The 24,978-nt window shown below is 40.9% G+C and carries 22 protein-coding genes and 1 tRNA gene; 10 read left to right on the top strand and 13 right to left on the bottom strand.

All coding sequences use genetic code 11. The annotated features are described in order from the left end of the window. Window positions 1-122: 122 nt before the first annotated feature. On the bottom strand, window positions 123-962 hold the full coding sequence (gene dapF / locus CDC37_RS14120; protein ID WP_096622583.1) for a diaminopimelate epimerase: 840 nt from the start codon (window positions 960-962) through the stop codon (window positions 123-125). 134 nt (window positions 963-1,096) lie between these two features. Between dapF and CDC37_RS14115 the strand changes: the two genes are divergently transcribed. Next, window positions 1,097-1,309 carry an Hfq-related RNA-binding protein gene (locus tag CDC37_RS14115; protein ID WP_096622582.1) on the top strand — a complete coding sequence of 71 codons (213 nt, stop codon included), beginning with the start codon at window positions 1,097-1,099 and terminating at the stop codon, window positions 1,307-1,309. A 165-nt stretch (window positions 1,310-1,474) separates the two neighbouring features. Here CDC37_RS14115 and CDC37_RS14110 read toward each other — a convergent pair whose 3' ends face one another. Then, window positions 1,475-1,981 carry a pentapeptide repeat-containing protein gene (locus CDC37_RS14110; protein WP_096622581.1) on the bottom strand — a complete coding sequence of 169 codons (507 nt, stop codon included), beginning with the start codon at window positions 1,979-1,981 and terminating at the stop codon, window positions 1,475-1,477. A gap of 160 nt (window positions 1,982-2,141) precedes the next feature. On the opposite strand from CDC37_RS14110, the gene CDC37_RS14105 reads away from it, so the two are divergent. Continuing rightward, window positions 2,142-2,606: a DUF4332 domain-containing protein gene (locus CDC37_RS14105; RefSeq protein ID WP_096622580.1), complete on the top strand. Its 465-nt coding sequence runs from the start codon at window positions 2,142-2,144 to the stop codon at window positions 2,604-2,606. A gap of 265 nt (window positions 2,607-2,871) precedes the next feature. Beyond that, on the top strand, window positions 2,872-4,635 hold the full coding sequence (locus CDC37_RS14100; protein ID WP_096622579.1) for an asparagine synthetase B family protein: 1,764 nt from the start codon (window positions 2,872-2,874) through the stop codon (window positions 4,633-4,635). Window positions 4,636-4,866: 231 nt separating this feature from the next. On the opposite strand, the gene CDC37_RS14095 is transcribed toward CDC37_RS14100, so the two are convergent. Further along, on the bottom strand, window positions 4,867-5,487 hold the full coding sequence (locus CDC37_RS14095; protein ID WP_096622578.1) for a hypothetical protein: 621 nt from the start codon (window positions 5,485-5,487) through the stop codon (window positions 4,867-4,869). Between the two features lie 196 nt (window positions 5,488-5,683). After that, window positions 5,684-6,262, bottom strand: coding sequence for a Mov34/MPN/PAD-1 family protein (locus CDC37_RS14090; RefSeq protein WP_096626225.1), 579 nt, complete (start codon window positions 6,260-6,262; stop codon window positions 5,684-5,686). A gap of 213 nt (window positions 6,263-6,475) precedes the next feature. Between CDC37_RS14090 and CDC37_RS14085 the strand changes: the two genes are divergently transcribed. After that, window positions 6,476-6,985 carry a hypothetical protein gene (locus tag CDC37_RS14085; protein WP_096622577.1) on the top strand — a complete coding sequence of 170 codons (510 nt, stop codon included), beginning with the start codon at window positions 6,476-6,478 and terminating at the stop codon, window positions 6,983-6,985. Window positions 6,986-7,098: 113 nt separating this feature from the next. Then, entirely contained in the window at window positions 7,099-7,986 is an 888-nt protein-coding gene (locus tag CDC37_RS14080) for a hypothetical protein (protein ID WP_096622576.1), read from the top strand. 293 nt (window positions 7,987-8,279) lie between these two features. Here CDC37_RS14080 and CDC37_RS14070 read toward each other — a convergent pair whose 3' ends face one another. The 4 genes from CDC37_RS14070 to CDC37_RS14055 all read right to left on the bottom strand — a co-directional run bounded on the left by CDC37_RS14070 (window position 8,280) and on the right by CDC37_RS14055 (window position 12,564). Next, window positions 8,280-9,746, bottom strand: a complete 1,467-nt coding sequence (locus CDC37_RS14070) for a phospholipase D-like domain-containing protein (RefSeq protein WP_231943064.1) — start codon at window positions 9,744-9,746, stop codon at window positions 8,280-8,282. 582 nt (window positions 9,747-10,328) lie between these two features. Next, entirely contained in the window at window positions 10,329-11,168 is an 840-nt protein-coding gene (locus CDC37_RS14065) for an MBL fold metallo-hydrolase (RefSeq protein WP_096622574.1), read from the bottom strand. Next, on the bottom strand, window positions 11,149-12,153 hold the full coding sequence (locus tag CDC37_RS14060) for an NAD-dependent epimerase/dehydratase family protein (protein WP_096622573.1): 1,005 nt from the start codon (window positions 12,151-12,153) through the stop codon (window positions 11,149-11,151). The genes CDC37_RS14065 and CDC37_RS14060 overlap by 20 nt, the downstream gene beginning before the upstream one ends. A 324-nt stretch (window positions 12,154-12,477) precedes the next feature. Further along, a tRNA-Ser gene (locus CDC37_RS14055) sits at window positions 12,478-12,564 on the bottom strand. 91 nt (window positions 12,565-12,655) lie between these two features. On the opposite strand from CDC37_RS14055, the gene CDC37_RS14050 reads away from it, so the two are divergent. Both CDC37_RS14050 and CDC37_RS14045 read left to right on the top strand, forming a co-directional pair. Next, entirely contained in the window at window positions 12,656-13,033 is a 378-nt protein-coding gene (locus CDC37_RS14050) for a 2Fe-2S iron-sulfur cluster-binding protein (RefSeq protein WP_442861041.1), read from the top strand. Between the two features lie 491 nt (window positions 13,034-13,524). Further along, on the top strand, window positions 13,525-14,715 hold the full coding sequence (locus CDC37_RS14045) for a phosphoserine transaminase (protein WP_096622572.1): 1,191 nt from the start codon (window positions 13,525-13,527) through the stop codon (window positions 14,713-14,715). On the opposite strand, the gene CDC37_RS24365 is transcribed toward CDC37_RS14045, so the two are convergent. Then, window positions 14,692-14,847: a hypothetical protein gene (locus CDC37_RS24365; protein WP_157780751.1), complete on the bottom strand. Its 156-nt coding sequence runs from the start codon at window positions 14,845-14,847 to the stop codon at window positions 14,692-14,694. The genes CDC37_RS14045 and CDC37_RS24365 overlap by 24 nt on opposite strands. 48 nt (window positions 14,848-14,895) lie before the next feature. Here CDC37_RS24365 and CDC37_RS14040 point away from each other — a divergent pair, with 48 nt between their 5' ends. Continuing rightward, a complete protein-coding gene (locus CDC37_RS14040; protein ID WP_096622571.1) occupies window positions 14,896-15,933 on the top strand; it encodes an isochorismatase in 1,038 nt (345 codons plus the stop codon). A gap of 437 nt (window positions 15,934-16,370) precedes the next feature. Further along, the gene (locus CDC37_RS14035; protein WP_096622570.1) at window positions 16,371-17,624 is read left to right on the top strand and encodes an ABC transporter substrate-binding protein; all 1,254 of its coding nucleotides are present in this window, start codon (window positions 16,371-16,373) and stop codon (window positions 17,622-17,624) included. A 262-nt stretch (window positions 17,625-17,886) separates the two neighbouring features. Here the strand turns inward: CDC37_RS14035 and fghA are convergent, their stop codons facing one another. The 3 genes from fghA to CDC37_RS14020 all read right to left on the bottom strand — a co-directional run bounded on the left by fghA (window position 17,887) and on the right by CDC37_RS14020 (window position 21,397). After that, window positions 17,887-18,732 carry an S-formylglutathione hydrolase gene (gene fghA / locus CDC37_RS14030; RefSeq protein WP_096622569.1) on the bottom strand — a complete coding sequence of 282 codons (846 nt, stop codon included), beginning with the start codon at window positions 18,730-18,732 and terminating at the stop codon, window positions 17,887-17,889. 248 nt (window positions 18,733-18,980) lie between these two features. Beyond that, the gene (locus CDC37_RS14025) at window positions 18,981-20,156 is read right to left on the bottom strand and encodes a GNAT family N-acetyltransferase (RefSeq protein ID WP_096622568.1); all 1,176 of its coding nucleotides are present in this window, start codon (window positions 20,154-20,156) and stop codon (window positions 18,981-18,983) included. Between the two features lie 734 nt (window positions 20,157-20,890). Further along, the gene (locus tag CDC37_RS14020) at window positions 20,891-21,397 is read right to left on the bottom strand and encodes a hypothetical protein (RefSeq protein WP_157780750.1); all 507 of its coding nucleotides are present in this window, start codon (window positions 21,395-21,397) and stop codon (window positions 20,891-20,893) included. Between the two features lie 613 nt (window positions 21,398-22,010). On the opposite strand from CDC37_RS14020, the gene CDC37_RS14015 reads away from it, so the two are divergent. Continuing rightward, complete coding sequence (locus CDC37_RS14015; protein WP_096622566.1) at window positions 22,011-24,002, top strand: zinc metalloprotease HtpX; 1,992 nt, start codon at window positions 22,011-22,013, stop codon at window positions 24,000-24,002. A 90-nt stretch (window positions 24,003-24,092) separates the two neighbouring features. Here the strand turns inward: CDC37_RS14015 and aqpZ are convergent, their stop codons facing one another. Further along, complete coding sequence (gene aqpZ, locus CDC37_RS14010; protein WP_096622565.1) at window positions 24,093-24,860, bottom strand: aquaporin Z; 768 nt, start codon at window positions 24,858-24,860, stop codon at window positions 24,093-24,095. Window positions 24,861-24,978: the final 118 nt, after the last annotated feature.

The raw sequence follows: 24,978 nt of genomic DNA, 5'->3' as shown, positions 1-24,978 counted from the left end.
AATTTGTATTCTTTTGTGGTGGTAGAGTGGTGAGGAATCTTCGCTGCTTTAGCAGGGAGCGGATGTCAATTCTTGATGATTGATTATTTAGACGACCCGTCGGGTCGTCTCTACTACCGATTTTAAACAGTACCGACGAAAACCCGTTCAGCTGGTCCTGTCATATAGACCCGTTGGTCAATGTTTGACCATTCAATTAATAGATTTCCTCCTGGAAGCTCAACGGTGGCGATTCTGTCACTGCGACCTGTGAGGACTGCTGCTACTAAAGATGCACATGCACCGGTTCCACAGGCTAAGGTTGCACCTGCACCCCGTTCCCAGACTCGCATTTTCATGTAGTCACGGTCAACTATCTGGATAAACTCGGTGTTGGTGCGTTGGGGAAAGGCTGGGTGATGTTCAAATTTTGGACCAAGGTCGGCTAAAGGTATGGCTGCAACGTCGTCCACAAAGGTGATGCAGTGGGGATTTCCCATGCTCACACAGGTGACTTCCCAGGTTTTGCCGTCGATTTGTAGGGGGTGTTCAACTACTTTATCATTTTTGTCACCCAGATTGGTGGGAATTTCTGCTGCTAATAATCGGGGTTCTCCCATATCAACCCTGACCTGTCCATCTGGCATTAATTGGGGTGTAATTACCCCTGCGAGGGTGTGGATGCGGTAGGTATCTGTTTGTCGTTCCATCCCTTCTAAATCGGCAATAAATGCGGCTAGACAGCGAATTCCGTTACCACACATTTCCGGTTCCGAACCATCAGAATTGAAAATCCGCATGGTGTAGTCGGTTCCATCTTGACCTGGTAAGACAAAAATCACACCATCAGCACCGATACCAAAATTGCGATCGCATAATTGAGCTGCTTGGTCGGATGTAATTATAGGCAAAGGGTGCTGACGATTATCAATTAAAATAAAATCGTTCCCCAAACCATGATACTTAGTAAAATTGATTGCCATTTTGCCTGTGAATGCATTATCAAGGATTAGTTATGGATTGATGATCTGAGTTTATCAACCAAGGCTAAATCATCAATCCATTAACTTTTAACATTTTTCTGCCAACCTAGTTTAGGAATACAAAAATACCGACAATGCTGACAGAATTCGATACTTCCCTACCTAGCACCCGTCAAATTCAAACCCTGATTAAAGAAGCTGGTGTAATCGAGATGAAGTTAATCACAGGTGATTTGATTTGTGGTAAAGTCCTCTGGCAAGACCCCCAGTGTATGTTAGTTCTCAATGATAGCAATGAACGGATCACGATTTGGAAACAAGCGATCGCTTTTTTGAAGACGAAATAGATAAAGAATATCGTCATTGCGACATCAGGTAGACGCGTAGCAGATCGACTTGCTTACGTAGCAATTTTAAACATCTGATTTCTCACAACGAGTGCGTAAGTCCTGAAATATTAGCGGTGGGGGAGGAAGGTGTATTTGTATCCCCTTCCATACCTGTGTAGTCATCTAGGGACAACCGAGACTATCACGGGTAGCGACTCCGGTGACTGGGTTGATACCATCAGCGCGATCGCACATTAATTTCACTTGATAACGGTCAATTAACGCATCGGTAAAATCAGCCCCCGTAATATCCGCATCAAAAAAACGACTACGGGTGAGGGTTGCTTCTTGAAAAATGGCATTCTTAAGATTTGCACCGTCTAAGGTGACTCGATCTACTAAAGCACCGGTTAAATTTGCCCCTTCTAAGTTGGCTTTGAGTAAAACACCCTTGGTGAGAATGGCATTAGTTAAGTTGGAACCGTGAAAATCAATACCACGCATTTCCGCAGCCACAAAAGTAACACCATGTAAATCCAGATTAGAAAAGTCACGGTTTTCCAGACTAGTGCTATTGTAGTTGATAGTGTTTACTTGAGCATAGGCAGGTGTGGCACTTAACAGAACCAACAACCAAGCAAGATAAATGATTATTATTAATCCGAGAAAACGGCTAAGTAGTTTTTTCATACCTCAATTTTGACATAAAATTGGCTCGTCGAGACGATATTTGGTCAACAAGCATAAACCGATGACGGGGAAGGCTGATACCCATCAAAGGTCATCCAAAATCCATAGTAGAGACGACTCGTCAGGTCATCTCTACAGTAATCCATTAATCCAAAATCCCATGTCTTTCCCAATTAAAGCCTCTACACGCAAAATCAAAAGCTGTTATTGGCCAGTTTCCGAACTACCGGGGTTAAGTAGTGATGAATTATCCCTGCTGGAAAATGCTGGAATTCAATCGACCCAGGAGTTATTACAACTGACCTCAACTTCAGCCAATCAAATTAAACTTGCTCAAAAGTTACAAATCCACCTCCAACACCTGAGTAAATGGGTCGCATTATCAGATTTAGCTAGGGTGCAAAGTGTTGGTACGCAGTATTGTGGATTAATTTTACATGCGGGGATTACGAATTGTGTTCATTTAGCCAACGCACCCGTGAGTAATTTACATAAACAGGTGATGCGTTTGTATGTTTCCATGATGCAGCGTCGTGATTTGTGTCCCGGAATTGATTTGGTACAACAATGGACACAACAAGCACAAATGCTGATTATGGGGGAAAAAGGGAAGTCGGGAAACTGACGCAATCGCCGTTAGATGATTCTGTCGGATAGTAGTCAATATAAAGGCGCTAAAGCGCTACTACGTGTCTTTGTTTACCCATCCAAGTTAATGTGGTTGAAGTAGTATTTCACCACATATACCGCAGTCCGAGGGGGATTTGTGAAATCTTACATGCAGGGTTGTTAATGGTTGACGCTTAACAGTCATCAGTCAACAGCACGCTTTTTTCACGACTTCAATCGGATTGGTGTACTAGTTCTATAATTAGTGGACGTGATATTAAATGAATATCAACCATGAATTACTAAATTTCATCAATCCAAAATCTAGAATCCAAAATCTCAAATCCCATGAATCCGTATTTTCCCAGTCTTGGAGAGTGGCTTGGGGAAAAATCCATACATTAACAAGTCGATTACTGACGGATGTCGTATGGCAAGATGGGGAATTTGCTGTGATTTCTCCCCCTGGTCAGCAGATTTTTCGCCTTAGTCCCAGGGAGGATTTTGTTGTTGTTGGGGATATTTGGTTAACTAACCAAGGGGAATTATTGGCAAAATTAGGGTTGATACCGGAGGAATTTGATGGTGATGATTTAGACTTGGTGGGTAGACTCTGGGAAAGATGGGGTCGGGAATGCTTACAGTTGTTGGTGGGGATGTTTTCCCTGGTTATTTGGGAACGACGACAACAGCGATTATGGATGATTCGCGATCGCGTTGGTGCTAAAACCCTGTATTATACCCGTCATGGTGCGGTGCAATGGATTGCTCCCCAATTACCCAGTTTATCAGCTTATCGTTCCTCAGAGTTGGATTTAGTGGCATTGCGGGATTATCTGTGTTGTGCTTTTGTTCCGGGGGAGAGAACCCTATGGCAAGATGTGAAGGAGGTGCGACCGGGTACGGCAGTACTGTCACCTGCAACGGAAGTTTATATCTATTGGCAGTTGCAAGAAAATATTAGTAACCAGGAATCTTTGGAATGGCATGGTGAATCTTTACGGGGTTTATTAAACCAAGTTGTGCAAGAATATTTACCCACAAATCAACCCGTCGGTGTGTTTTTATCGGGGGGATTGGATTCCAGTTGTATCACGGCTTTAGCGGCAAAATTCCATTCCCATCCCGTCCATACCTATTCCATACATTTTGGTGCAGAATTGCCGAATGAGTTGGAATTTTCGAGTTTAGTTGCACAGCACTGTCAAACCCAACATCATATTTTAGAAATTACCTTTGCGGATATGTGGAATTATCTGCCGCAGGTAATGTTGCATTTAGATGACCCGATTGGGGATCCCTTGACTGTACCCAATTTATTATTAGGAAAATTGGCGAAAAATCACGTCGAAGTTATCCTGAATGGGGAGGGAGGAGACCCCTGTTTTGGTGGTCCGAAAAATCAGCCGATGTTGATTAATAGTTTGTATGGTGGGGTGACAAATCAAGATGGATTAGCTGCCTATTTAACATCATTTAAAAAATGTGCCGATGATTTACCGCAATTGTTAAAACCGGATGTTTATCATGCTGTTGGGGAGGAAAAATCCGTTTTTGCTCCGGATTTTAATGTCAATATGAATTATTTAAATCGCTTGATGGGATTAAATATTAAATATAAAGGAGCAGACCAGATTTTAACTAAGGTAAATAACTTAACATCTGCCGTCGGATTAACAGGTCGTTCACCTCTATTTGACCAGCGAGTGGTAGATTTAAGTATGACGATTCCACCGATATATAAACTTTCTGGTGTTGAGGAAAAAGCAGTTTTGAAACAAGCTGTGAAAGATATACTTCCCCCAAGTATTATTCATCGACCGAAAAGTGGAATGATGGTTCCTGTCCAATTAGGTTTTCGTAAATATTGGCAACAACAAGCCAGAAAAATGTTGCTGCATAAAAAAAGCGCGATCGCACCCTATTTTCAGCAACAGGTAATTCAGGATTGGTTAAATTATCGTGGTGATATTTGGGGAAGGTATGGTGTAAAATTGTGGTTATTAACTAGTTTGGAAGTTTGGTTACAGGTGCATCAGGGTTAATCTGTGTTAATTATCTACCCTAATTATCATCGGCAGCAGTTACGGCATAAAAACTATAATTAACGTGAGTTAAACGAATTCAAATAACCCCTTGACTTACCTATCTTTGAAAGTAATATAGGCTTTGAAAATATTGATTTTTAGTTGAAAAATACAGACTTTTCTGCCCCTATCCATTTTGAAGAGAGATGAGGGTAAAGTTCATCGAATTCATCTGAATCAACTCTAAATCTACTCAATAATTCCGATTAATATTTGCATCAAGACATCTAAATCATCCGGCACACGATATAAAGTAATATCTTGAGTAATATGCAACTTTTGTTGCTCTAATAAACCAAAACGCCAAGTATCTCCCACTGTAACTGCTCCATATAGAATATCTTGTTCTTCTGCTGTCGCTAAAGCAATTAACTCTACTGCTAGTTGAGTAAAACCCCTTGATAAATCATCATTTTTTGCCTCAATCACCAGAAAAGTTTTACCTGTTTCTGTGTGTGTATTTCGTAGTAAGTAATCTAGATTCCCTTTCAACTGAGAGTTCACCTGAAGAGGGTATTCTACACGCATTTGACACTTACAAAAACGCGTCACTTCCGCAAGTACTGGTGCTACCAGAATTTCCCGACGCGCAGTTTCGCTAGATAGAGTTACTAGTGGTAATAAATCCTCAATTTGCTGACGTAATTCAGGTAAACGTTGTGGTGTATGTTGAGAAAATGGTAAATTCATACGCGCACGGGAAAAACTATAACCCAATTCAGCTAAAATATCTTCTGTTTCATAGGGTAACTCGAAGTAGGAACGAAAGGTGTAATTTTGTCCTTCTTGCAAAATTTTTGGCTTAGACATATAATCTAATATCCGGGTAATAAGGAAGTATTTTCAATCTTCATACAGCAGATGGGTTTTTTATCGTTTTTTTCGAGTAGGCTACATTTACCGATGAAAGTATTTTTCCTTCACACTACCACTCCCTATTTTCAAAACAAATATTTTCTAACTTAGCTTTTATTTTCTCTCGTTATTCAGTAAAGTTCAATTTGAATTACTTGATGATGATTGGTTCTGGATGGAATTGTTGATTTTCGTCTAAACACCAACTATGGATATTGATGGTATGGGGAAAAACTCCAGATTTCTCCGAGAAAATAGGGAGTAGGGGATATGAATGAACTATTTTATTGTTTGGTTGTTTACAAACCTTCATCAGGGACTGATAAAAATTGACATCACTATTGGTGATAGCAACAATAATATAAGAATATCCAGACCAAGCATAACGACGGTCAAACTCGGAAGGAATCGCAGAATAATCAGGATGGGAATGGTAAATACCGATAATATCTAAACTGCGATCGCGAGCATTTTTTTGTGTATTCAGCATGACCTGGGGTGCGATCGCATATCTGCGACGGGGGGAATTTTCCCCATTTTCCCCAAAAATCACAGCATTTTCAGCATTCCACACGTTTTCTGTGGGAATTAATTCCACAGCGATTTTTTCCGGTTCTGATGTTTCATAGTTAATAGAACCCAAAATAATTCCACAACATTCAAAGGGATAACTGACACATCCATGTTGATAAATTTGTTCTATCTGTTCCTGAGTTAAACAAATTGCCATTGGATTTAAGAAACTCTGCAATACATTATCCACTACTCCCAACTCCCCATTCCCCACTCCCTGTATTCACCAGAACAAATACGCAAACAGCACATTACTTAAATAAATGTATAGTTGTGTCTACAGAGTGAGCAATATTCCAGGTCTACTGGTTAAATTCAAGATGGTGTTTTGATCTGAAAGCTGTATTTCGATTCTCAGGAGAAGTAGCCAATGATTTTTCCGCGTATACGTCGAGTGATGGTAGCTCTACTGCTCTCGCTTGTATTATTCACTACCGCTTGTGCTACCCAAGCACCGGGAAGATTTGATCAAGTCCAGCAAGAAACCCAACGGGGTGTACAAGCTGTCGATAAAAGCGCGACCCAAGGTGGTAGTTTTAACAAATATTTCCCCAATTCCCAATCTGGTTTTGAGCGGGTATTTACCCAGGAGAAAAAAGGCTTTGCTCAAGCTAATCTCAAAAAAGACGGTAAAGTGGTCGCTCAATTATCCGTATCCGACACATCCAGTGTACCAACCGCAGCCGCCAAATATGCCAACAGCGACAAAAAAATTGCTGGATACCCCGCAGTTCAAACTGGTAATACCCAAACAAGTATACTAGTTGGTAATCGCTATCAGGTGACAGCTCGCTCTGTAGACCCATCATTTACAGCAAGCGATCGCGCTGAATGGTTAGGTAAATTTAATCTCAGTGGGATAGCCAATTTGAAATCATAGACATACATCGGAAACAGGTAATTAATCCCAATTCCCTGAAAGTTATTTGACACTTAGCGGTTAGCAGTTAACAGTTAACAAATTGCATATTTATTGATAACGAGGACGAGACTGTGAGCAAACCAATATTTCAACTGGTTGATGAGTTACCCACCAGTGGATTAACCGTATCCCTGCTAAATTCCCTCGATTTTATTGCACCGGGACAATGGAAAAATACGGTGGGTTTTGTCAACACCATTAAAACCGTGACCGGGGAATCTGACGAAGCTTTAATTCAACAAATTGGTGAACGTGCAATCACCCTATACAATGATAAATCCCAAGGTTATCAAACCGCGATGTGGTTGTATCAAACCGTTGATAGCACAGATAAAGCATTAGCAGCAGCAGCGTTAGCGAATAAAATTGGTGAAAGTATTTCTTTTTTAGGATTTTTGAATAAGGTGACACCCAAAGCTGATAAAGCTCAAACCATTGATTTAACCCTCAAGTTGGTTGCAGAATTAGTTGCCTTTTGTAAAATTAATGGTATTCCTGGTGATAGCATTGGTGATTTTGTCGCCGCATTAGGGGAATATAGTAGTGAAGCCCTAATTCGCATGGCTGCTTTAGTATGTTTTGACGGTTTAATACCCCTTGGACCAGACTTTATCCGCAAAGCTACTGATGTCATTGGAGGTTTAACACCCCAGGAACTAGAACAAAATTCCACCTTTAGCTCCATGCGCGATGAGATTCCCGGCAATAATTCTGCTGGAAAACTTGATTTTATTGGTCAAAGTTTTGACTCAGTAAAAGGTTGGATGGGTGGATTAGTCACAACCCATAATCTCACACCCGACAAAGTTCTGGGTAACATTCGGAAATTTGTGGATATCACCGATGATAAACTTGACTACTTAGCCGCATTTATCGACGTGTCCACCAACTACTACGAACACACCGGAACCCAATCCTTAGCTAGACGTTTAATTGAACGAGCAATGGCTGAAATCTAACGATTTTGGATTTTGGATTTTGGATTTTGGATTACCCTTATGGGAAATTGATTGTTGGGTTACAGTGCAGAAGGTGAATAATATCGCTGCATATTATGATTTTGGATTTTGGATTATGGATTTTGGATTACCCTTATCCTGGATTTCTCACGAGTAAGTTGTAAGCCTTGAGTAACGGATTGATTTTCTGACTACTCCCTACTCCCCATTCCCTATTCCCTGTGGGTTTTAGGGTTTTGTGAGAAATGCGGGTTATGGGAAATTGATTGTTGGCTTAAAGTGCAGAAGGTGAACTACTCTCTACTCCCCACTCTCTGAATTTGCGGACATTTTTGTTTTTCTGCTGCAATTCTAGCTTTGACTTTATCGGGTAATCCAGGTTTTGAGTTGCCATATAAACGCTCGATTTCTTGGCTAAAATGGGCAGCAACAACAGGATTTTTCATAATTACTACTGTTTCATCATTATTGTGATTAGCTGCTGCTGACCAATTATGGGAACCCGTAATCACCGTTTGATTATCAATCACCGCAAATTTATGGTGCAATAAATCACCTCGTGCAAGTTGCGGGATTGCAACCGTAGCTGGTGTTGACCAGGGACGATTATCGGGTTCATACTGACATTTATGACTACGAGCAACCCCCAATAAGTCTAGCGCTTCACTGTAGTAACGAAACGCAAAGGAAGGTTCAAATAAAGCCCTAATTCTCACATTTTGTTGATGCTTATACTGCAAACTATCAGCTAATCTTTGTTCGGAAAAAACAAATAATGCTAAATCAATCGATTTATTTGCCTTCTCTAATTTGCGTGCAATTAAGCCATTACTGGAACTCTCCCAGGGTTGAGTTGGAGAAATAGGAGAAAAGTTAATTGTCACCACATTATTACCAACTTGAATTGTTTGCGGAGGACGGAAGGGTTTTTGCAAACCAAATTTACTTTTATAATTTCCCCTAATTCCCGTTCCCCACATTAAATCAAATTCTTGTCGAAAAATATCAGCGACTTCGACATTATCAATAATTACTAAATTATTCGCATTTCCTAAACTCTGGGAATTTAAATTTGCTGCTTTCGATGAAGAATTACCAGGTTTACCATAGTCACCATGTACATCACTCATGGTAAAGTTAGCAGAAGTAACAACCACAAAGCGATTATCTACCACGACAAATTTATGATGCATTAATCCACTGCCTTTACTACCATCACCAGTATCATCAATTCCAGGGATTTTAGCATTAGCTATTATGACTAATGCATCCCGTTGATTAATTTCCCCTTGACTTAATTTACCATCTTTATTTATATCAATAAAATGTCGGTATTCTTGATATCTTGTGCGTTCCCGCTCCGGCATTTTTTTGATTTCTGCTAAACTAAAACTACTTGCAGGACGACTGTAGTTATTTTCTAAAATTACCCGGATTTTAACTCCTTGTTTTTGCTTATCCACTAATGCTTGAGCAATTCGGGGTAAACGTAATTCCTGAACTGCTATATCAATAGTTTTTTCTGCCCTATTAATCGTATTGATAATTTGCTGTTCTAAATCATCCCCTAATCGCGTCTTTTTTCGGTATGGGTCTTGATATTGAGATGCAGCAGAGTGATTAAAATAAACTTGAATAAATTTATCTTGTGGTAATGACTTTTCTCTCTGAATATTAGATTTTGCCGCTTGACACCCGACTAGAATTGTAGTCAGAGTAAATAGTAAAAATACCCGTGAAAATAAATGGTAATAATGCACAATATTTATTACAGAAATCAGTATATAGCAATTAGACTTGAGTAGTGAAAAATAGCGTGTCGTTGACTGGTGACTGTTAACCGTCAACAACCCTATATGTAAGATGTCACAAATTATTTAGGACTGCGGTATATTTGGGATAATTGACTAGAATAGTATTGAATTAAGCTTGTTTTTAAAAATTATTATTCCTCATTCTCTAGAATAAAATCTCAGCAAAAATACGGGAATTAGTAAATATTTTCAAACTTGACTTGGGGTGCATCCCAGCTTTTATTGCTGGGTGAAAAAATAATCATTGTATGGGAAGCACGACCTTCAACAATCGATGGACTCGTTCGGAGTGATGGATTTTGCGATCGCTACGTTGCAACCCTACGGTCGATCCGCTACGCGTCTACGCAATGACAAAATCCGCATTTCTCACACAACCCTAAAACTCACAGGGAGTAGAAGGAAAATCAATCCGTTACTCAAGGCTTAAAATTTACTCGTGAGAAATCCAGGAATAGCCTCAAACGGTATATTTGTCCTTATAAACAGACGCGACAAGTCGCGTCTGTCCCGATTCCCTACTACAATCTAAATTAAACCGAACTGTTTCCAAGATTCTGCACAATGGGTAGGCATTATTTTCAGATGGGGATTATTTTGGTGCAGGATATGTAGTTTATATAATGTATCTGTATATTGCTGGGAATCAGCAAATAAAATAGTAGCTATTTTTTGTGGTTGAATAAATTCTTGATATGCACGACTTAACCAACAAGCATCTGCAATTAAAAAATATTTTTGGTGGTGGGTATCTGTCAAAATTAATCCTAATTGTCCTGTTGCATGACCAGGTAATTCCACTGCTATTAAACTATTGTCAGCAAAGATGTCAAACCCGGTTATAAAAGGTGAAAAATCGGGGGGTAGTTGGATATTCTTGGTATCTTCAACGTAGATAACTCTTTCGGGAAAATTATCGGGAATTAAACCGGGTAAAAAACCAGCTTTAACTGCATTCCATCCCCGGAGATTTTTGACCGCATTGTAAGCTGATTGAAAACACATAAATTGTGCATTGGGAAATTCCCATAAACCACCTACATGGTCAGCATGGAAGTGAGAAATAATAATATATTTGATTTCCGTTGGTTTAATTCCATATTTTTCTAATTGGGATGCGGGATTTTCTCCTGGTTGGAGATATACAGGAGTAATCATGGCATATAAACGATTGGGGAAAGTTCGAGTTTCCTCAAAGAACCTTTGTGAGTATCCGGTGTCATATAGGATAGCACCTTGTTGAGGATGGATAATGAGGGCAAAGATTGCTGGAAAATTGGCTATTTTCCACTTTCCTCCACGCATGACGATTGCTTCCGGATGGGTGCAATATCCGGCTTGAAAAAATTTAACTGGAACAGGAAGCATTTTGTGATTTCCACCATTGACAGAATGAATTTAATCCTTGTTCTATATCGATACGGGGTTGATAACCTAATTCAACTTTGGCTGAGGTAATATCTAGGGTTTGGCTGAAGGATAATACACCGACAGTGTAACGGGTAAGAATGGGTTCACGGTGATTCAAAAGGCTTTTTGATAAAATTTCCATTACTTGAGCTAGAGAATAGGCAAAGTGATAATTTAATTTTTTCAGTTTTAATTGACATTCTAATTTTTGAGCCAGCATTGCTAATAAATCTAGCAAGTACATGGGCTGACCATTGGTAATATTAAATATACGTCCTAATAAATGGTTTGGTGCAGATTGACACAAAAGTAAAGCATCAACAACATTCTCAACATAGGTCATATCGATTAATGCTTGTCCCTGATTAATTAGGGGGATTCCAGTTCGGAAATTAGCTTTGAGTAGACGTGGTAAAATAGTTGTATCCCCAGGACCAAATATGGCACGGGGACGGATAGAAATAACAGGTAAACCTTGTTGATGAGCTTTGGTTATTTCTTGTTCAGCGATTAATTTTGTTGCCACATAGTGATTAGCGGGTTTGGAGGTGAGATAATCAGTTTCTTTGATATTTAATCGATGGGAGAAATCAAAATATACGCTGGGGGTGGAAACATATATTAAACGTTTAATTGCATGGGTTTGACAAGCTTGAATAATATGACGTGTTCCCAGAATATTAGCGTGATAAAAATCTATGTACCGACCCCAAGGGGAAGATAATGCACCACAATGAAAAATATAATCGGCATTTTTACAGGCAGAAATGACGGCTTGTTGGTCTTCTAAGTTGGTTTTTAAAAACCTGATTCCCTGGGATTGGAGATATTTACCAATATTCTGATTTCGTCCAATTACGGTGACATTAGACCCATTTTTCACTAAGCGCTGGGCTAATTTTTCTCCTAGAAAACCCGTTCCCCCGGTGACAACAATATTCATTTTTCCTTTCCTGAGCGATATTTTCTTTTCTGTAAATAGACTTGATAGGGAGTGGGGAGTAGGCTGTAGTCTATTTGATAAAAATGTTAATAAATTTTCTTCCCTGCTTCCGTAAGCATCTCCTACTCAGTACTTGCTATCCCTATAGACGGAAGCCTTCTGGTAGGGTGAAGCTCTGCTAAACCTCCCGAAGGTATCCTCAAAGCATTGGGAAAGGGTGAAAATAGCCTATTAAACCAAAGCTGAAACCATTTTGCAATATTATAGTGAGGGTTCCATGCTTGTGTGGGAATTGCTGGAATTCTGAATTCTGTAGGGTTTGAACGGAGAGAGAGGGATTCGAACCCTCGTTAGAGTTTCCCCTAAACAGCATTTCCAGTGCTGCGCCTTCAACCACTCGGCCATCTCTCCAGGTCGTCACAAGTTTCCATCTTACAATGGAATTTTATAAACTGCAAAGAAATATCCAAAAAATTTTTTGTTGAGGAATTTAGTCCTAGCTATGTCAACAATTTCACCCATGCATACCGTGACAGTTCGCGATCGCGCTCGCAATATTGAGCATACCTTCCAAGTCCCAGAAGACCGCTACATCCTGCATACAGCCGAAAATAACGGTAAGGAACTACCTTTTTCCTGTCGTAACGGTGCATGTACTACCTGTGCAGTTCGAGTCCTGTCGGGGGAAATCTATCAACCTGAAGCCATTGGATTGTCTCCAGAACTTCGACAAAAGGGATATGCTTTACTTTGTGTCAGCTATGCTCGCTCCGATTTAGTCGTCGAAACCCAAGATGAAGACGAAGTATACGAACTCCAATTTGGTCGCTTCTTCGCAAAAGGCAAAGTTCGTGCTGGTTTACCCCTGGATGAGGACTAAAGGGATTTTGGATTTTGGATTTTGGATTTTGGATTTGAAAGGAGCTAAATAGCTAGCTATTTGCGTGTTGATATATTTCTCTCTTGGTTTGTTAACTTTTGACGGGTGACAGTAGAGATGTAGCATTATTACCCCCCCATTTCTCACAAAACCCTAAAACTCACAGGGAATATTCCGTGACGGAAGTAGAAGTAAAATCAGTCCGTTACTCAAGGCTTACAACTTACTCGTGAGAAATCCAGGTTATGTCTCTTCGAGTGTTAACTATCTAAACAAAAAGCTTACTTTATTGACTGCGTGCAGAATAACAGCACAAAGCAACTAGATAACTCATATTCCCGTACAGACGACCCGTTATACCGTTTCACCAAAATCTAGATACATTTTCTACCCCAGTTCCCCCAGTTGATGGGAAAAAAATAATCCTGTGTAGACAAAACCCGGTAGGATCGATTAGCAGCTATACCTATGCCGACACGCGAATTTGATTAATGACTGATAAATTGACTCCTCCAACAAAAAAACCGAATAATCCCCATTTTTCCTCTGGTCCTTGTGCTAAACGTCCAGGTTGGACTGTGGATGCGTTAGCGAATGCTTGTGTAGGGCGATCGCATCGTTCTCCAGCTGGACGCGCTAAACTTGCTGAGGTGATTGACCGTTCTCAGCAAATTCTCGGTGTACCCCAGGATTACCGCTTGGGTATTGTTCCTGCATCCGATACGGGTGCGGTGGAAATGGCGATGTGGTCTTTACTTGGTAAACTTCCCCTGGATATCCTTGCTTGGGAAAGTTTTGGACAGGAATGGGTTCAAGATGTGGTGGAGGAACTTAAACTCCAGAATACCCGTGTTCTCCAAGCTGATTATGGTGGTTTACCGGATTTAAGTACGGTGAATTTTGACCATGATGTGGTCTTTTTGTGGAATGGGACAACTTCTGGGGTACGGGTTCCCAATGGTGATTGGATACCTGAGCAACGGGGGGGTTTAACTATTTGTGACGCAACATCGGCTGTTTTTGCAATGGATATACCCTGGTCAAAATTGGATGTTGTCACCTATTCTTGGCAAAAAGTTCTCGGTGGTGAAGCCCAACATGGTGTAATTGTTTTATCACCCCGTGCTGTAGAACGTTTAGAAACCTATACTCCTGAGCGTCCGATTCCCAAAATTTTCCGTCTCACCAAAAAGGGTAAATTAATTGAAGGAATTTTCAAGGGGGACACAATTAATACACCCTCCATGTTGTGTGTGGAAGATGCTCTAGATAGTTTAAACTGGGCAGAAAGTATTGGTGGTTTAACAGGATTAATCAATCGCAGCGAAGCTAATCTGAGTGTAATCAGCAAATGGGTGGAAACAAGTGACTGGGCTGATTTTTTGGCGGAAACACCCCAAACCCGGTCTTGTACATCGATTTGCTTAAAAATTATTGACCCCTGGTTCCAAAGCCTAGCACCGGAAAAACAGGCTGAATATGCCAAAAAGTTATCTAGTTTGCTGGAAAAACAACAGGTGGCTTTTGATATCGCTTCCTACCGTTCCGCACCCCCAGGTTTACGAATTTGGGGTGGTGCAACGGTAGAAACTTCTGATATTGAAGCTTTGTTACCCTGGTTGGATTGGGGTTATGCAACTGTGAAGTCGGAATATACCTCAGCAGTCCTTGCATCTAGCTAGTAAACGGATGTAGTAGAGACGACCCATCGGGTTATCTAGACGACCCATCGGGTTATCTAGACGACCCATCGGGTTATCTAGACGACCCATCGGGTTATCTAGACGACCCATCGGGTTATCTAGACGACCCATCGGGTCGTCTCTACAATGGTAAAAATTGTATTTTGCCAGGCTAAATTTATGACAATATCCGCAAATCTATTACCAATACCCGATTTTTTTGATCCTACCCGTGTTGACCAGGTATGGCGGGTTCCTTACCAAGAACGGGCAAAACAAGCACAGGAATGGGCAAAAATTCACGGAATTAAACCAGCATCAGAAGATACAACCCGTGTTTGCTTACTGGCAATTGATGTCCAAAATACCTTTTGTATTCCTGATTTTGAACTGTTTGTGGGGGGTCGTTCTGGTTTCGGTGCGGTGGAAGATAATATCCGCCTATGTCAGTTTATCTATCGTCATTTAAGTGTAATTACGGAAATTATTCCCACCCTGGATACCCATACTTCCATGCAAATATTTCACCCTATCTTTTGGGTGAATAATGCTGGGGAAAATCCTCCTCCGATGACGATGATTACCTTAGCGGATGTGCAGCAAGGTCTCTGGAAAGTGAATCCGGGGGTTGCTTACAGCTTAAGCGGGGGTGACTATGCTTCTTTGGAATCCTTTGCTTTGCACTATGTTCAGCGTTTGCATGATGCAGGAAAATATCCCCTCACCATATGGCCCTATCATTCCATGTTAGGTGGTATTGGTCATGGGTTGGTTGCAGCTGTGGAAGAAGCTTGTTTTTTCCACGCGATCGCTCGTTGTAGTCAAACCCGTTTTGAAGTTAAGGGTGGTAATCCCCTGACGGAAAACTATTCGGTGTTGCGTCCAGAGGTGTTAGATGATGCAAGTGGTCGCGCAATTGCGAGTAAAAATAGCAATTTAATTGGGAAACTGCTCCAGTTTGATGTGATAATTATTGCCGGACAAGCAAAAAGTCACTGTGTCGCTTGGACTGTAGATGATTTGTTGACGGAGATTCAAGCTGTAGACCCCCAGTTAGCGAAGAAGGTCTATTTATTGGAGGATTGTACATCTCCGGTGGTTGTCCCCGGTGTTGTTGATTTTACGGAACAAGCAAATAGCACGTTTCAACGCTTTGCTGATGCAGGAATGCATTTGGTTAAGTCAAGTGGGTCTGTTAGTTCTTGGGGAGGGAGTTAGGAGACAGGAGTGTCGGAAAGCACTGTTGACAACAATCTTCCACGAGAATTTGTGAAATATTATGTCGAATCTGTTGACTTTTTATGCCTAAATGTTGACATTGAGTAATTGCGATAAATCTTGAGGAATGGAGATGATAGGAGTTTGGGAAAGTTTAATCAATATGGCGTTGCTGAATACAAATAGGAATTGAAAATTTACGTGGTTTTATGTAGAGATGTAGCATTGCTACGTCACTACGGTGATTTTGTTTTTAATACAAAATGTCAGTGATTATAATTTATGTCTATTATTAATTTAAAACTACTCCCGATTACCGTACAGACGCGACATGTCCCGTCTCTTCCTACTCTCCAATAACGAAGTCAAGTATTCAAAACGACTTTTAACACAATTTGTAAAACTTTTATATCAACTGAAATCAAGTTCAAAATACTATGTTTAAAAAATATATTTTTGGTATAGCTTTGGCAACTGCCACTGGATTTATAATCGCTGGATGTGGTGGTGAAACTGCTAGTAATAGTAACAGTAATCAATCGCCAAATACCGGCGATGTGAGTAGTAATACCAATAATTCTGCGGGGAATGTCGCAGGTGCAATTCCCATTGGTATCGCTTTTGCCCAAACTAGTAATGTGGCTTTATTGGGACAGGAAGGAGTTGCAGGGGCAAAAATTGCAGAGAAGTATTTTAATGATAAAGGTGGGGTTAATGGTACACCAATTAGATTAGTTTTTCAAGATACGGGTGGTGATGAAGCGGGAGCAATTAATGCTTTTCAAACTTTAATAAATAAGGATAAAGTAGTGGGGATAGTGGGGCCAACATTATCCCAGCAAGGATTTAGCGCTCACCCCATTGCAGAACGAGCAAAAACACCTGCGATCGCAGCTTCAAATACCGCTAAGGGTATCCCAGAGGTGGGTGATTATATTGCTCGTGTTTCGGCTCCGGTTTCGACGGTTGCTCCTAACTCTTTGAAGGCTGCTTTGAAGCAAAATCCTAATATTAAAAAAGTGGCTGTATTCTTTGCCCAAAATGATGCATTTAATAAGTCGGAAACGGAGATTTTTCAACAAAATGTCAAAGATTTAGGTTTGGAGTTGGTGACAGTACAAAAATTTCAAACTACCGATACGGATTTTCAAGCACAAGCAACCAATGCACTCAAATTTAAACCTGATTTAGTGATAATTTCTGGTTTGGCTGCGGATGGAGGTAATTTGGTGCGTCAGTTGCGGGAACTTGGTTATAAGGGTGCAATTGTTGGTGGAAATGGTTTAAATACATCGAATGTGTTTAAAGTTTGTAAAGCCCTATGTGATGGGGTGATGATTGCTCAAGCCTATAGTCCAGAGCATCCAGGTGCTATTAATCAAGCATTTCGTCAAGCTTATTTACAACAGTTTAAATCCGAACCACCCCAATTTAGCGCTCAAGCTTTTACTGCTGTACAAGTTTATGTGGAAGCTCTCAAGGCTTTAGACAAAAAAACAAAAATATCGAATTTACAATTACCCCAATTGCGCAGTGAATTAAATAAGCAAATCTTAGCGGGTAAGTATGATACTCCCATTGGCGAAATATCCTTTACACCCATTGGTGAAATTGTACAAAAAGACTTTTATGTTGCTCAAATCAAAATGAATCCAGATGGGAATACCGGAAAATTTGCATTTATTAAATAGAATACAGGAGACAGAATACAGGAGATAGAAAAATAATCTCGATTTTTATCTGATTTTCCTCCACCATTTTTTCTGCTTAGGGGTTGTTTGGAACGTGTCAATAAATACTTTATCAACCACTTGTTGAAGAGAGTAAATAGGCTCAAACGGTATATTTGTCGTTAGAAACTGACGCGACATGTCACGTCTCTCCCGATTCCCTTCTGCCTACTCCCAAAAAACGAGTTTGTTAAGTATTAAAATCGACTTTGAAAACATCCTCTTAAAGACAACCTAAAGCTTCAGCGTGAAATCTTAAATGGTCATCGATAAAAGTGGCGATAAAATAATAACTATGGTCGTAACCTTCTTGATAACGCAGTTGTAAAGGTTGTTTTACCTGTTGACAAGCTTGTGCAAATAGTTCTGGTTTCAATTGGGTTTCTAAAAACTTGTCTGCTGTTCCCTGGTCAATCAAAATTGGCCGTGGATAACCAACTTCCTTGACTAATTCACATGCATCATAAATACGCCAAGTTTCCCGATTTTCACCCAAATACCCACTAAAAGCCTTTTCTCCCCAAGGACACCGCATCGGAGAAACAATTGGTGCAAATGCGGATACAGATTTATATTTTTCCGGATTACGCATTGCACAAACTAAGGCTCCATGTCCACCCATTGAGTGACCAAAAATACTTTGTTTTTCTGTTTGTACAGGGAAATTATTGGCAATCAGTGCGGGTAATTCTTCGACAACGTAACTATACATGCGATAGTGGTGCAACCAAGGGGTTTGGGTTGCATCCACATAGAAACTTGCTCCCGTACCAAAATCCCAACTCAGGTCTTCACCAGCAATACCCGTATCGCGGGGACTGGTATCTGGTGTTACCAAAATTATACCGTATTTAGCTGCTAGTTGTTGCGCTCCCGCTTTGACCATAAAATTTTCTTCCGAACAGGTTAAACCCGACAGGAAGTAAATGACAGGTAGGGTCTGGGTTTGTGCTTGGGGGGGGAGATAAATTGCAAACCGCATCTTGGTTTGACATTCCTGGGATTGGTGGGAGTAGAAACCCAATTTACCAGCGAATGATTTGTATTCGGCAATTTGTTCGAGAACCATGTATCAAGGAAATGTTAATTTTCGGATTTAGTGTAGCACTGATGTTGACAAATGGGGATTTTTTTGAGAATCCTTGAAAGCTAGAGGGAGTGGGGAGCAGGGAATAGTTTTTCAGCTTTCTCCTTTCACTTTTCAAAAGACCTATATATCCGTGTATTTGCACTTTTTTCAGCCAAAATATATACAGAGACGCGATATAGATAATAGAAGATATAGGTATGGAGATGCGATATATCGCGTCTCTACTTTCAAAAATAATCAGAAATCGTTGGGACAGTACCTGCGAATATTTGGGTTGCGGTGGAAATTGCATTCCCACTTCCTGTGAGTTGGCCGATAAATTGTAGCTGTACAGGTGCAAATAAACCAGTGTAGATAGGTGCGAGGGTGCGAATATCCAATTCTAAATCCCCATTGCCACCCTTTTCAACTTTGGCTTGTCCATGATTGATTTGCAAGAGAAAATTACCGTTATTTTCTGCAATTAAATCGTCTTTTAATTGGAGGTGTAATTCTGCTGTTAATCCCGGTGGATAACCTCGTTTTTCCAACGCTTTGACGACATTTACAATCCGCATCATCCATTTTGCTGCATCGTGTAGTTGCTGATGTTGCTCCGGTAATCCGTAGGCGATCGCAGTAATTCCTGCATCTGACCAGCGAACCTTGGTAATTTGCGATCGCATTTTTGCTAAAAAAGCCCAAAAACTGGTAATCGCATCCTGATTTAATAATACCCAGTCACGGATACGCAGAATATTTTCACCACCACTGGAATACTGAGTATAGATAATATACCCTTGCGGTTGCTCCCTACCCCCAATCACATAAGCATAAACCGTATCTTCCTCAGTGCGAATTTTCTCACCCCACAAAAAGCGATCGCGTTGCACATATCCGTTGTATAGTCGGGTTTGTTGACTGTATAGTTTTGTAAATAAATCCAATTCATCCACTGCAACCCGCTCAAAGGGTAAAATCTGAGGTAACAAAGGAATCTGACTGCTTTTGATTTCCCACTGACAAACTATCCCCGCTTCCCCATAGCCAATTTGTCGGTAGAAATACTGGGTCGCGGGAAATAATACCGAAATCCCCATTCCCCTTGCATACATTTCCTTAACACTTTCCTGCATTAAGACCCTCGCAGCACCTTGACCCCGATATGCAGGAGCAATTCCCACCACAGCGATTCCCCCCATCTCCACACAATTATTACCCCACCACTGACCCAAAGGAATAATTGCCAATCCCCCAATTATTTCCTCCCCAGTACGAATAATTCGACAACGTTCCACCCCCATCCGGTGAATATAACTTTCTCCTCTACCTGCAAAACTAATAAAACACTGATCGAGAATCTCTCCCAATTTCTCGATGTCCTTGTGATGAGATAATTCACCATACCGTAGGGTGAGTGACATGGGATTTTTACACCTAAATGTTCAACACTACAATCGTATACAAAAAGGGAGTAGGGAGTGGGGAATAGGTAATAGTAAATATACAGCAATCCTAAAAAAGGGAGTAGGGAATGGGGAATAGGTAATAGTAAATATACAGTAATCCTAAATGATTTGTGAAATCTTAGATGTAGGGTTGTTAACGGTTGACAATTGACGGTTAACAGTCACCAGTCATCAGCACGCTATCTTTTACGACTTAAATCGGATTGCTGTAATTAAACATTTTTGATTGCTCCATAGATTAAAATCAGGAGCTTGAAACCCAAACAAATTAATTTATCATTCAATACAGTTCAGTTAGACTTAAAAGCCAGATTATTGGGTAGGTTAGGTTGAAGAATGTAGAGGCAGAGCCTAGGCTGTGTACTTTGTACCTTTTTTGGGATGGCAAATTCATGCACAAACCGTGACAACAAACTTATTCCAATACTCCGGCTGTTGATACATATAGGGAAGCTCTGCTTCCTGATTTGAGACAGAGTCTCGTGATCGGGACGAGATCATCACAAAAACGGTGTGAACTTATGGGTAAATTTCCACAAAATCAACAGTCTACGCAAAGCCTCAACCCAACCTACAGTTATCTTTAACTGAACCATATTGATTTATAATTACGAATTACGTAGCTTGCTTCCCGCGTAGCGGGTATTACGTACGCGAAGCGTTGCCGCAGGCTATTACGAATTAAAAAACTATGGTTGACATTTTGCAACCACCCTAGTTAATTTCATATCTTTATTTGTATTTAAACTGGAACTTGTAAGCGGGTTTTCCCAACCTAAAGGTTGACTAAATACGGGGCTAACAGTACATTTGCTAAGTGCATCGTCGAGAAATAGTTTCTCATTGAGTATGCTCGTTTCCAAATGATAATTTCCTTTAATTATGGGAATATTTTTTAGTATGTAATCACAATAACCTCGCTGGATATCACCAATAATACTATTATTTCTTGACTCAGAAGATGCTACCAATTTATAGATATTTTTCTCTGTAATAGAAGAACCGTTATATTTGGGATTTGGGATGATTCTGCTCAAAGTTATCCGTAATAGTTTCTTATCACATTTTGCAGAAGCTATCGGTTTAACAAGATATATTCTGCCGCGAATTGTCCTATATTTTTTATTATTCATTACTAGTAAATTAACATTTTCGGAGCTTGATTTCTTCGGAGTAGCCCTTGCTTCTATCAGCATCAAATTCACCAATAATAGTACGACAATAGTGCAAAATCTCTTGAACATAAACACATTATTTTTATATTTATTTTGGGCTTTGCTGATTTAGGGGATGATTTTGCTGAATATTAAACGAAATAATAATACTTTTAGCCTTCAGTTCATCCTGCATTTATGCAATGCCTTATTTTTCAGTATACCCGACAAGATTCAAGTACGATTCTTATATTTACATTTCCTTACTTTACTATAGCCAGGAGTTAAAACCTGCAAAATAAATTTTCTTTAAAGACTTTGCCAAACCTATCCCAAAACTTGCTCCAAATACGGATCATGTGTAACACCAGACAACTGTCACACAAAGCAGATTCTTCGGATTTCCATCGTAGTTTAATTATGCATAGGGTGACTTACGTTAATTTCGAAGAACGGGTCGAATGCTTTTCTCACCTGAAATCCTTCAGGTAGCCGTATTAAACAGCAAATCTAAAATCTCAAATCCAAAATCCCATAAGTTTTGTAAACAAAAAGTAACTTCGGTCGAAATCGCGATGACGAAAATTGAAATTATTGACTATTGATGGATTGTCAACCGACATAACTTGATTCACTTAGTAAGATAAATCCTTATATGTCATTACAAGCTGGTTTAGAAGCCCTAAAACAGGGACAATATCAACAAGTAGTCCAATATTTGGAACAGTGTTGTCGTCATAGTTCGGATACCCACGAACTAGTACAAGCACAGATGGGATTGGTGAAAGCCTACCCTCAAATTGGGGAATACCAAAAAGCGATCGCAATTTGTCAGCAATTAATGACTCATCCCCAAGACCAAGTTCGAGCATGGGCAGAACAGGTTTACCCGTCTTTACAGTCCCAGGAAAATTCACCTGCATCAGCCTTTACTAAGGCGGGTAGGGCGGCTACAGTAGGTGTAAAATTGGCGATGGGTGGGATGGGGGGTAACTTGGTTCTCGCTTCCGGTGTCACCATCACCCTCTTGTTTGGGATGGTATTTGTTCTCAGCTTGGCAATCGTTTTGATTATCGGTAGCGATAATCCCACCCAAGGCTTAGTGTCTGCGATCGCCCTCACATTACTGTTTAACATCTTGATGTTTTTCCTGTCTCCATTTTTGATGGACATCACCCAACGTTGGTTATACCGCACCCGGTGGGTAGACTTGAATGACATCGAAATGCACAGTCCCGAAACAGTCCGGGTTCTCAGACGAGTATGTCAACAGAAAAATCTGAAAATACCCAAATTAGGGATTATCGATGACCAAAATCCCACTGCTTTCACCTACGGTTCCCTCCCCAATAGCGCTCGGTTGGTGGTCAGTGAAGGTCTATTTAAATACCTGGACGACGACGAAATCGCTACCGTTTACGCTCACGAACTCGGACATATCGTCCACTGGGATTTTGCCGTCATGACCATTGCCGCCAGTTTGGTGCAAATTTGTTACCTGATCTACATCACCTTCAGAAACTTGGGACGGGGGGGTAGCAATAACAAAATTAAAGATGCCATGCAGGGTGCAGCCCTAGCAGCCTACGTATTTTACCTGGTTGGTACGTACTTAGTCCTGTACCTATCCCGTACACGGGAATACTTCGCTGACCACTTCGCGGCTGAAACCACGGGAAACCCCAACGCCCTTTCCCGCGCCCTAGTAAAAATTGCCTATGGTATCGTGGAGGAGGGAGCGCGTAATCCCGAACCCAGTCGTCTGATTCAAGGTACCCGTAGTTTAGGTATCTACGACCCCAAAGCCGCAAGTTCCACCGGAACCGCTTACCGCATCGCCAGTGATCAACAAAAAATTGGTCGGGTCTTCCTCTGGGATATGTTCAATCCTTGGGGTTGGTGGATGGAACTAAATTCCACTCACCCCTTGACGGGAAAACGGGTTCGTGCGTTAAGTACCTACGCCGAACAGTTAGGTTTAGAGATTGAATTTGACATGGGGAGAATTATCGGTGAAGGTAAGCGTCTAGACAAGAAAAAACTCTACGGTGATTTCTTGCTGGATATTGCTTTATTTCGAGCCGAAACAATTGGCTTTTTCGTGGCTTTAATTCTGGCTTTCTTCTTCATCTCCACAAATCCAACGGGAGCTACGTTCATGATTATCGGTTTACCACTGCTAGGTTGTGGTATCGGTATCCTGGTGAAAACCCTAGTCATGTATCCTAGCTTTGCCAACGCAGAAGCCACCGATATTTTAACTTTAATGTCTAACCCCTACGCAAGTCCTTTACGGGGAAAACCAGCCCAAATTACTGGGGAATTAATTGGACGAGGTGATGCGGGTTATCAATTTGGTTCCGACATGAAAATTCAAGACCGCAGTGGATTACTGTATTTACATTATGCTTCCCGCTTTGGTCCAATTGGTAATTTCCTCTTTGGGATGAAGCGGGTGGAAAGCCTAATTGGTCAACAAGTGGATGCAATCGGTTGGTTCCGTCGGGGAATTGCTCCCTGGATGGATTTAGTTAGTTTAACTTCTCCCAGTGGCACTCGTGTCAACAGTTACCATCGCTTCTGGTCATTTGTATTCGGTGGTTTGTTGGTGTGTGCAGGTTTGTACCTGAATTTCGTCATCCGATAAACGGTAGAGACGTAGCACCGCTACGTCTCTACCCATCCATAATATCCGCTACGTCTCTACCCGTCCGTAAATCCCAATTTTCACAAAAATTTAGGAAACCTGGGACAGTTCCCGTTGGGGTCTGGGAGCTTCCATCATTTGGTGATACAAAAGACCAGCGAGAATTGCACCGATGAGGGGTGCAACCCAGAATAACCATAGTTGTTGTGTAGCCCAACCGCCAACAAATACCGCAGGACCTAAGCTACGAGCGGGGTTAACCGATGTATTGGTGACGGGAATGCTGATGAGGTGAATTAAGGTTAAACCTAAACCAATGGCCACAGGAGCAAAACCCTTCGGTGCACGTTCATCGGTTGCACCCAGGATAATCAACAGGAACATGAAGGTGAGAAATAGCTCGGCAATAAAACAAGCTATTAGGGAGTATTTACCCGGAGAATGGTCTGCATAACCGTTGGCAGCAAATCCACTCGCAGCCAAGTCAAATCCAGGTCTTCCCGTGGCAATAATAGCTAAAATACCTGCTCCTGCGATCGCGCCTAACACCTGAGCAACTATATAACCAATTAAATCAGATGCCGGAAAACGTTTCGCAGCCCAAAGACCAACTGAAACGGCTGGATTCAAGTGACAACCGGAAATATGACCAATTGCATAGGCCATTGTCATCACTGTTAAGCCGAATGCTAAGGAAACACCAACTAAACCGATCCCAACTGGAAACAAGAAGTTATTATTGTCTGCTTGGGGAGCATTGGCCACAAAGGTTGCAGCAAGTACAGCACTACCACAACCACCAAAAACTAACCACAAGGTACCAATAAACTCCGCTATACAGCGTTTAACCATTGTCATTGTTTTGATCCCTTGATTCTCGATACAAGAATTAATCGACAATATTATTTAATTATTTTTTTAGACTTTTCCCTCACTGAAAATATCCATCTGTCATCCATATTTCCAGGTTGAAAAC

The sequence above is a fragment of the Calothrix sp. NIES-3974 genome, from assembly GCF_002368395.1.
Classification (GTDB): Bacteria; Cyanobacteriota; Cyanobacteriia; order Cyanobacteriales; family Nostocaceae; genus NIES-3974.
The sequence above is the reverse complement of the archived record's forward strand: the minus strand, read 5'-3'. Positions and strand labels throughout refer to the sequence as shown.

Bases quoted from the DNA above. Each gene is read 5' to 3' on its own strand.
- CDC37_RS14105 (WP_096622580.1), top strand. From the start codon at position 2,142: ATGTCTTTCCCAATTAAAGCCTCTACACGCAAAATCAAAAGCTGTTAT.
- dapF (WP_096622583.1), bottom strand. From the start codon at position 962: ATGGCAATCAATTTTACTAAGTATCATGGTTTGGGGAACGATTTTATT.
- CDC37_RS14115 (WP_096622582.1), top strand. From the start codon at position 1,097: ATGCTGACAGAATTCGATACTTCCCTACCTAGCACCCGTCAAATTCAA.
- CDC37_RS14100 (WP_096622579.1), top strand. From the start codon at position 2,872: ATGAATATCAACCATGAATTACTAAATTTCATCAATCCAAAATCTAGA.
- CDC37_RS14015 (WP_096622566.1), top strand. From the start codon at position 22,011: ATGTCATTACAAGCTGGTTTAGAAGCCCTAAAACAGGGACAATATCAA.
- CDC37_RS14085 (WP_096622577.1), top strand. From the start codon at position 6,476: ATGATTTTTCCGCGTATACGTCGAGTGATGGTAGCTCTACTGCTCTCG.
- CDC37_RS24365 (WP_157780751.1), bottom strand. From the start codon at position 14,847: ATGGGTCGTCTAGATAACCCGATGGGTCGTCTAGATAACCCGATGGGT.
- CDC37_RS14050 (WP_442861041.1), top strand. From the start codon at position 12,656: ATGTCAACAATTTCACCCATGCATACCGTGACAGTTCGCGATCGCGCT.
- CDC37_RS14095 (WP_096622578.1), bottom strand. From the start codon at position 5,487: ATGTCTAAGCCAAAAATTTTGCAAGAAGGACAAAATTACACCTTTCGT.
- CDC37_RS14110 (WP_096622581.1), bottom strand. From the start codon at position 1,981: ATGAAAAAACTACTTAGCCGTTTTCTCGGATTAATAATAATCATTTAT.
- CDC37_RS14040 (WP_096622571.1), top strand. From the start codon at position 14,896: ATGACAATATCCGCAAATCTATTACCAATACCCGATTTTTTTGATCCT.
- CDC37_RS14025 (WP_096622568.1), bottom strand. From the start codon at position 20,156: ATGTCACTCACCCTACGGTATGGTGAATTATCTCATCACAAGGACATC.
- CDC37_RS14090 (WP_096626225.1), bottom strand. From the start codon at position 6,262: ATGGCAATTTGTTTAACTCAGGAACAGATAGAACAAATTTATCAACAT.
- CDC37_RS14035 (WP_096622570.1), top strand. From the start codon at position 16,371: ATGTTTAAAAAATATATTTTTGGTATAGCTTTGGCAACTGCCACTGGA.
- fghA (WP_096622569.1), bottom strand. From the start codon at position 18,732: ATGGTTCTCGAACAAATTGCCGAATACAAATCATTCGCTGGTAAATTG.
- CDC37_RS14020 (WP_157780750.1), bottom strand. From the start codon at position 21,397: ATGCTGATAGAAGCAAGGGCTACTCCGAAGAAATCAAGCTCCGAAAAT.
- aqpZ (WP_096622565.1), bottom strand. From the start codon at position 24,860: ATGACAATGGTTAAACGCTGTATAGCGGAGTTTATTGGTACCTTGTGG.
- CDC37_RS14065 (WP_096622574.1), bottom strand. From the start codon at position 11,168: ATGCTTCCTGTTCCAGTTAAATTTTTTCAAGCCGGATATTGCACCCAT.
- CDC37_RS14060 (WP_096622573.1), bottom strand. From the start codon at position 12,153: ATGAATATTGTTGTCACCGGGGGAACGGGTTTTCTAGGAGAAAAATTA.
- CDC37_RS14045 (WP_096622572.1), top strand. From the start codon at position 13,525: ATGACTGATAAATTGACTCCTCCAACAAAAAAACCGAATAATCCCCAT.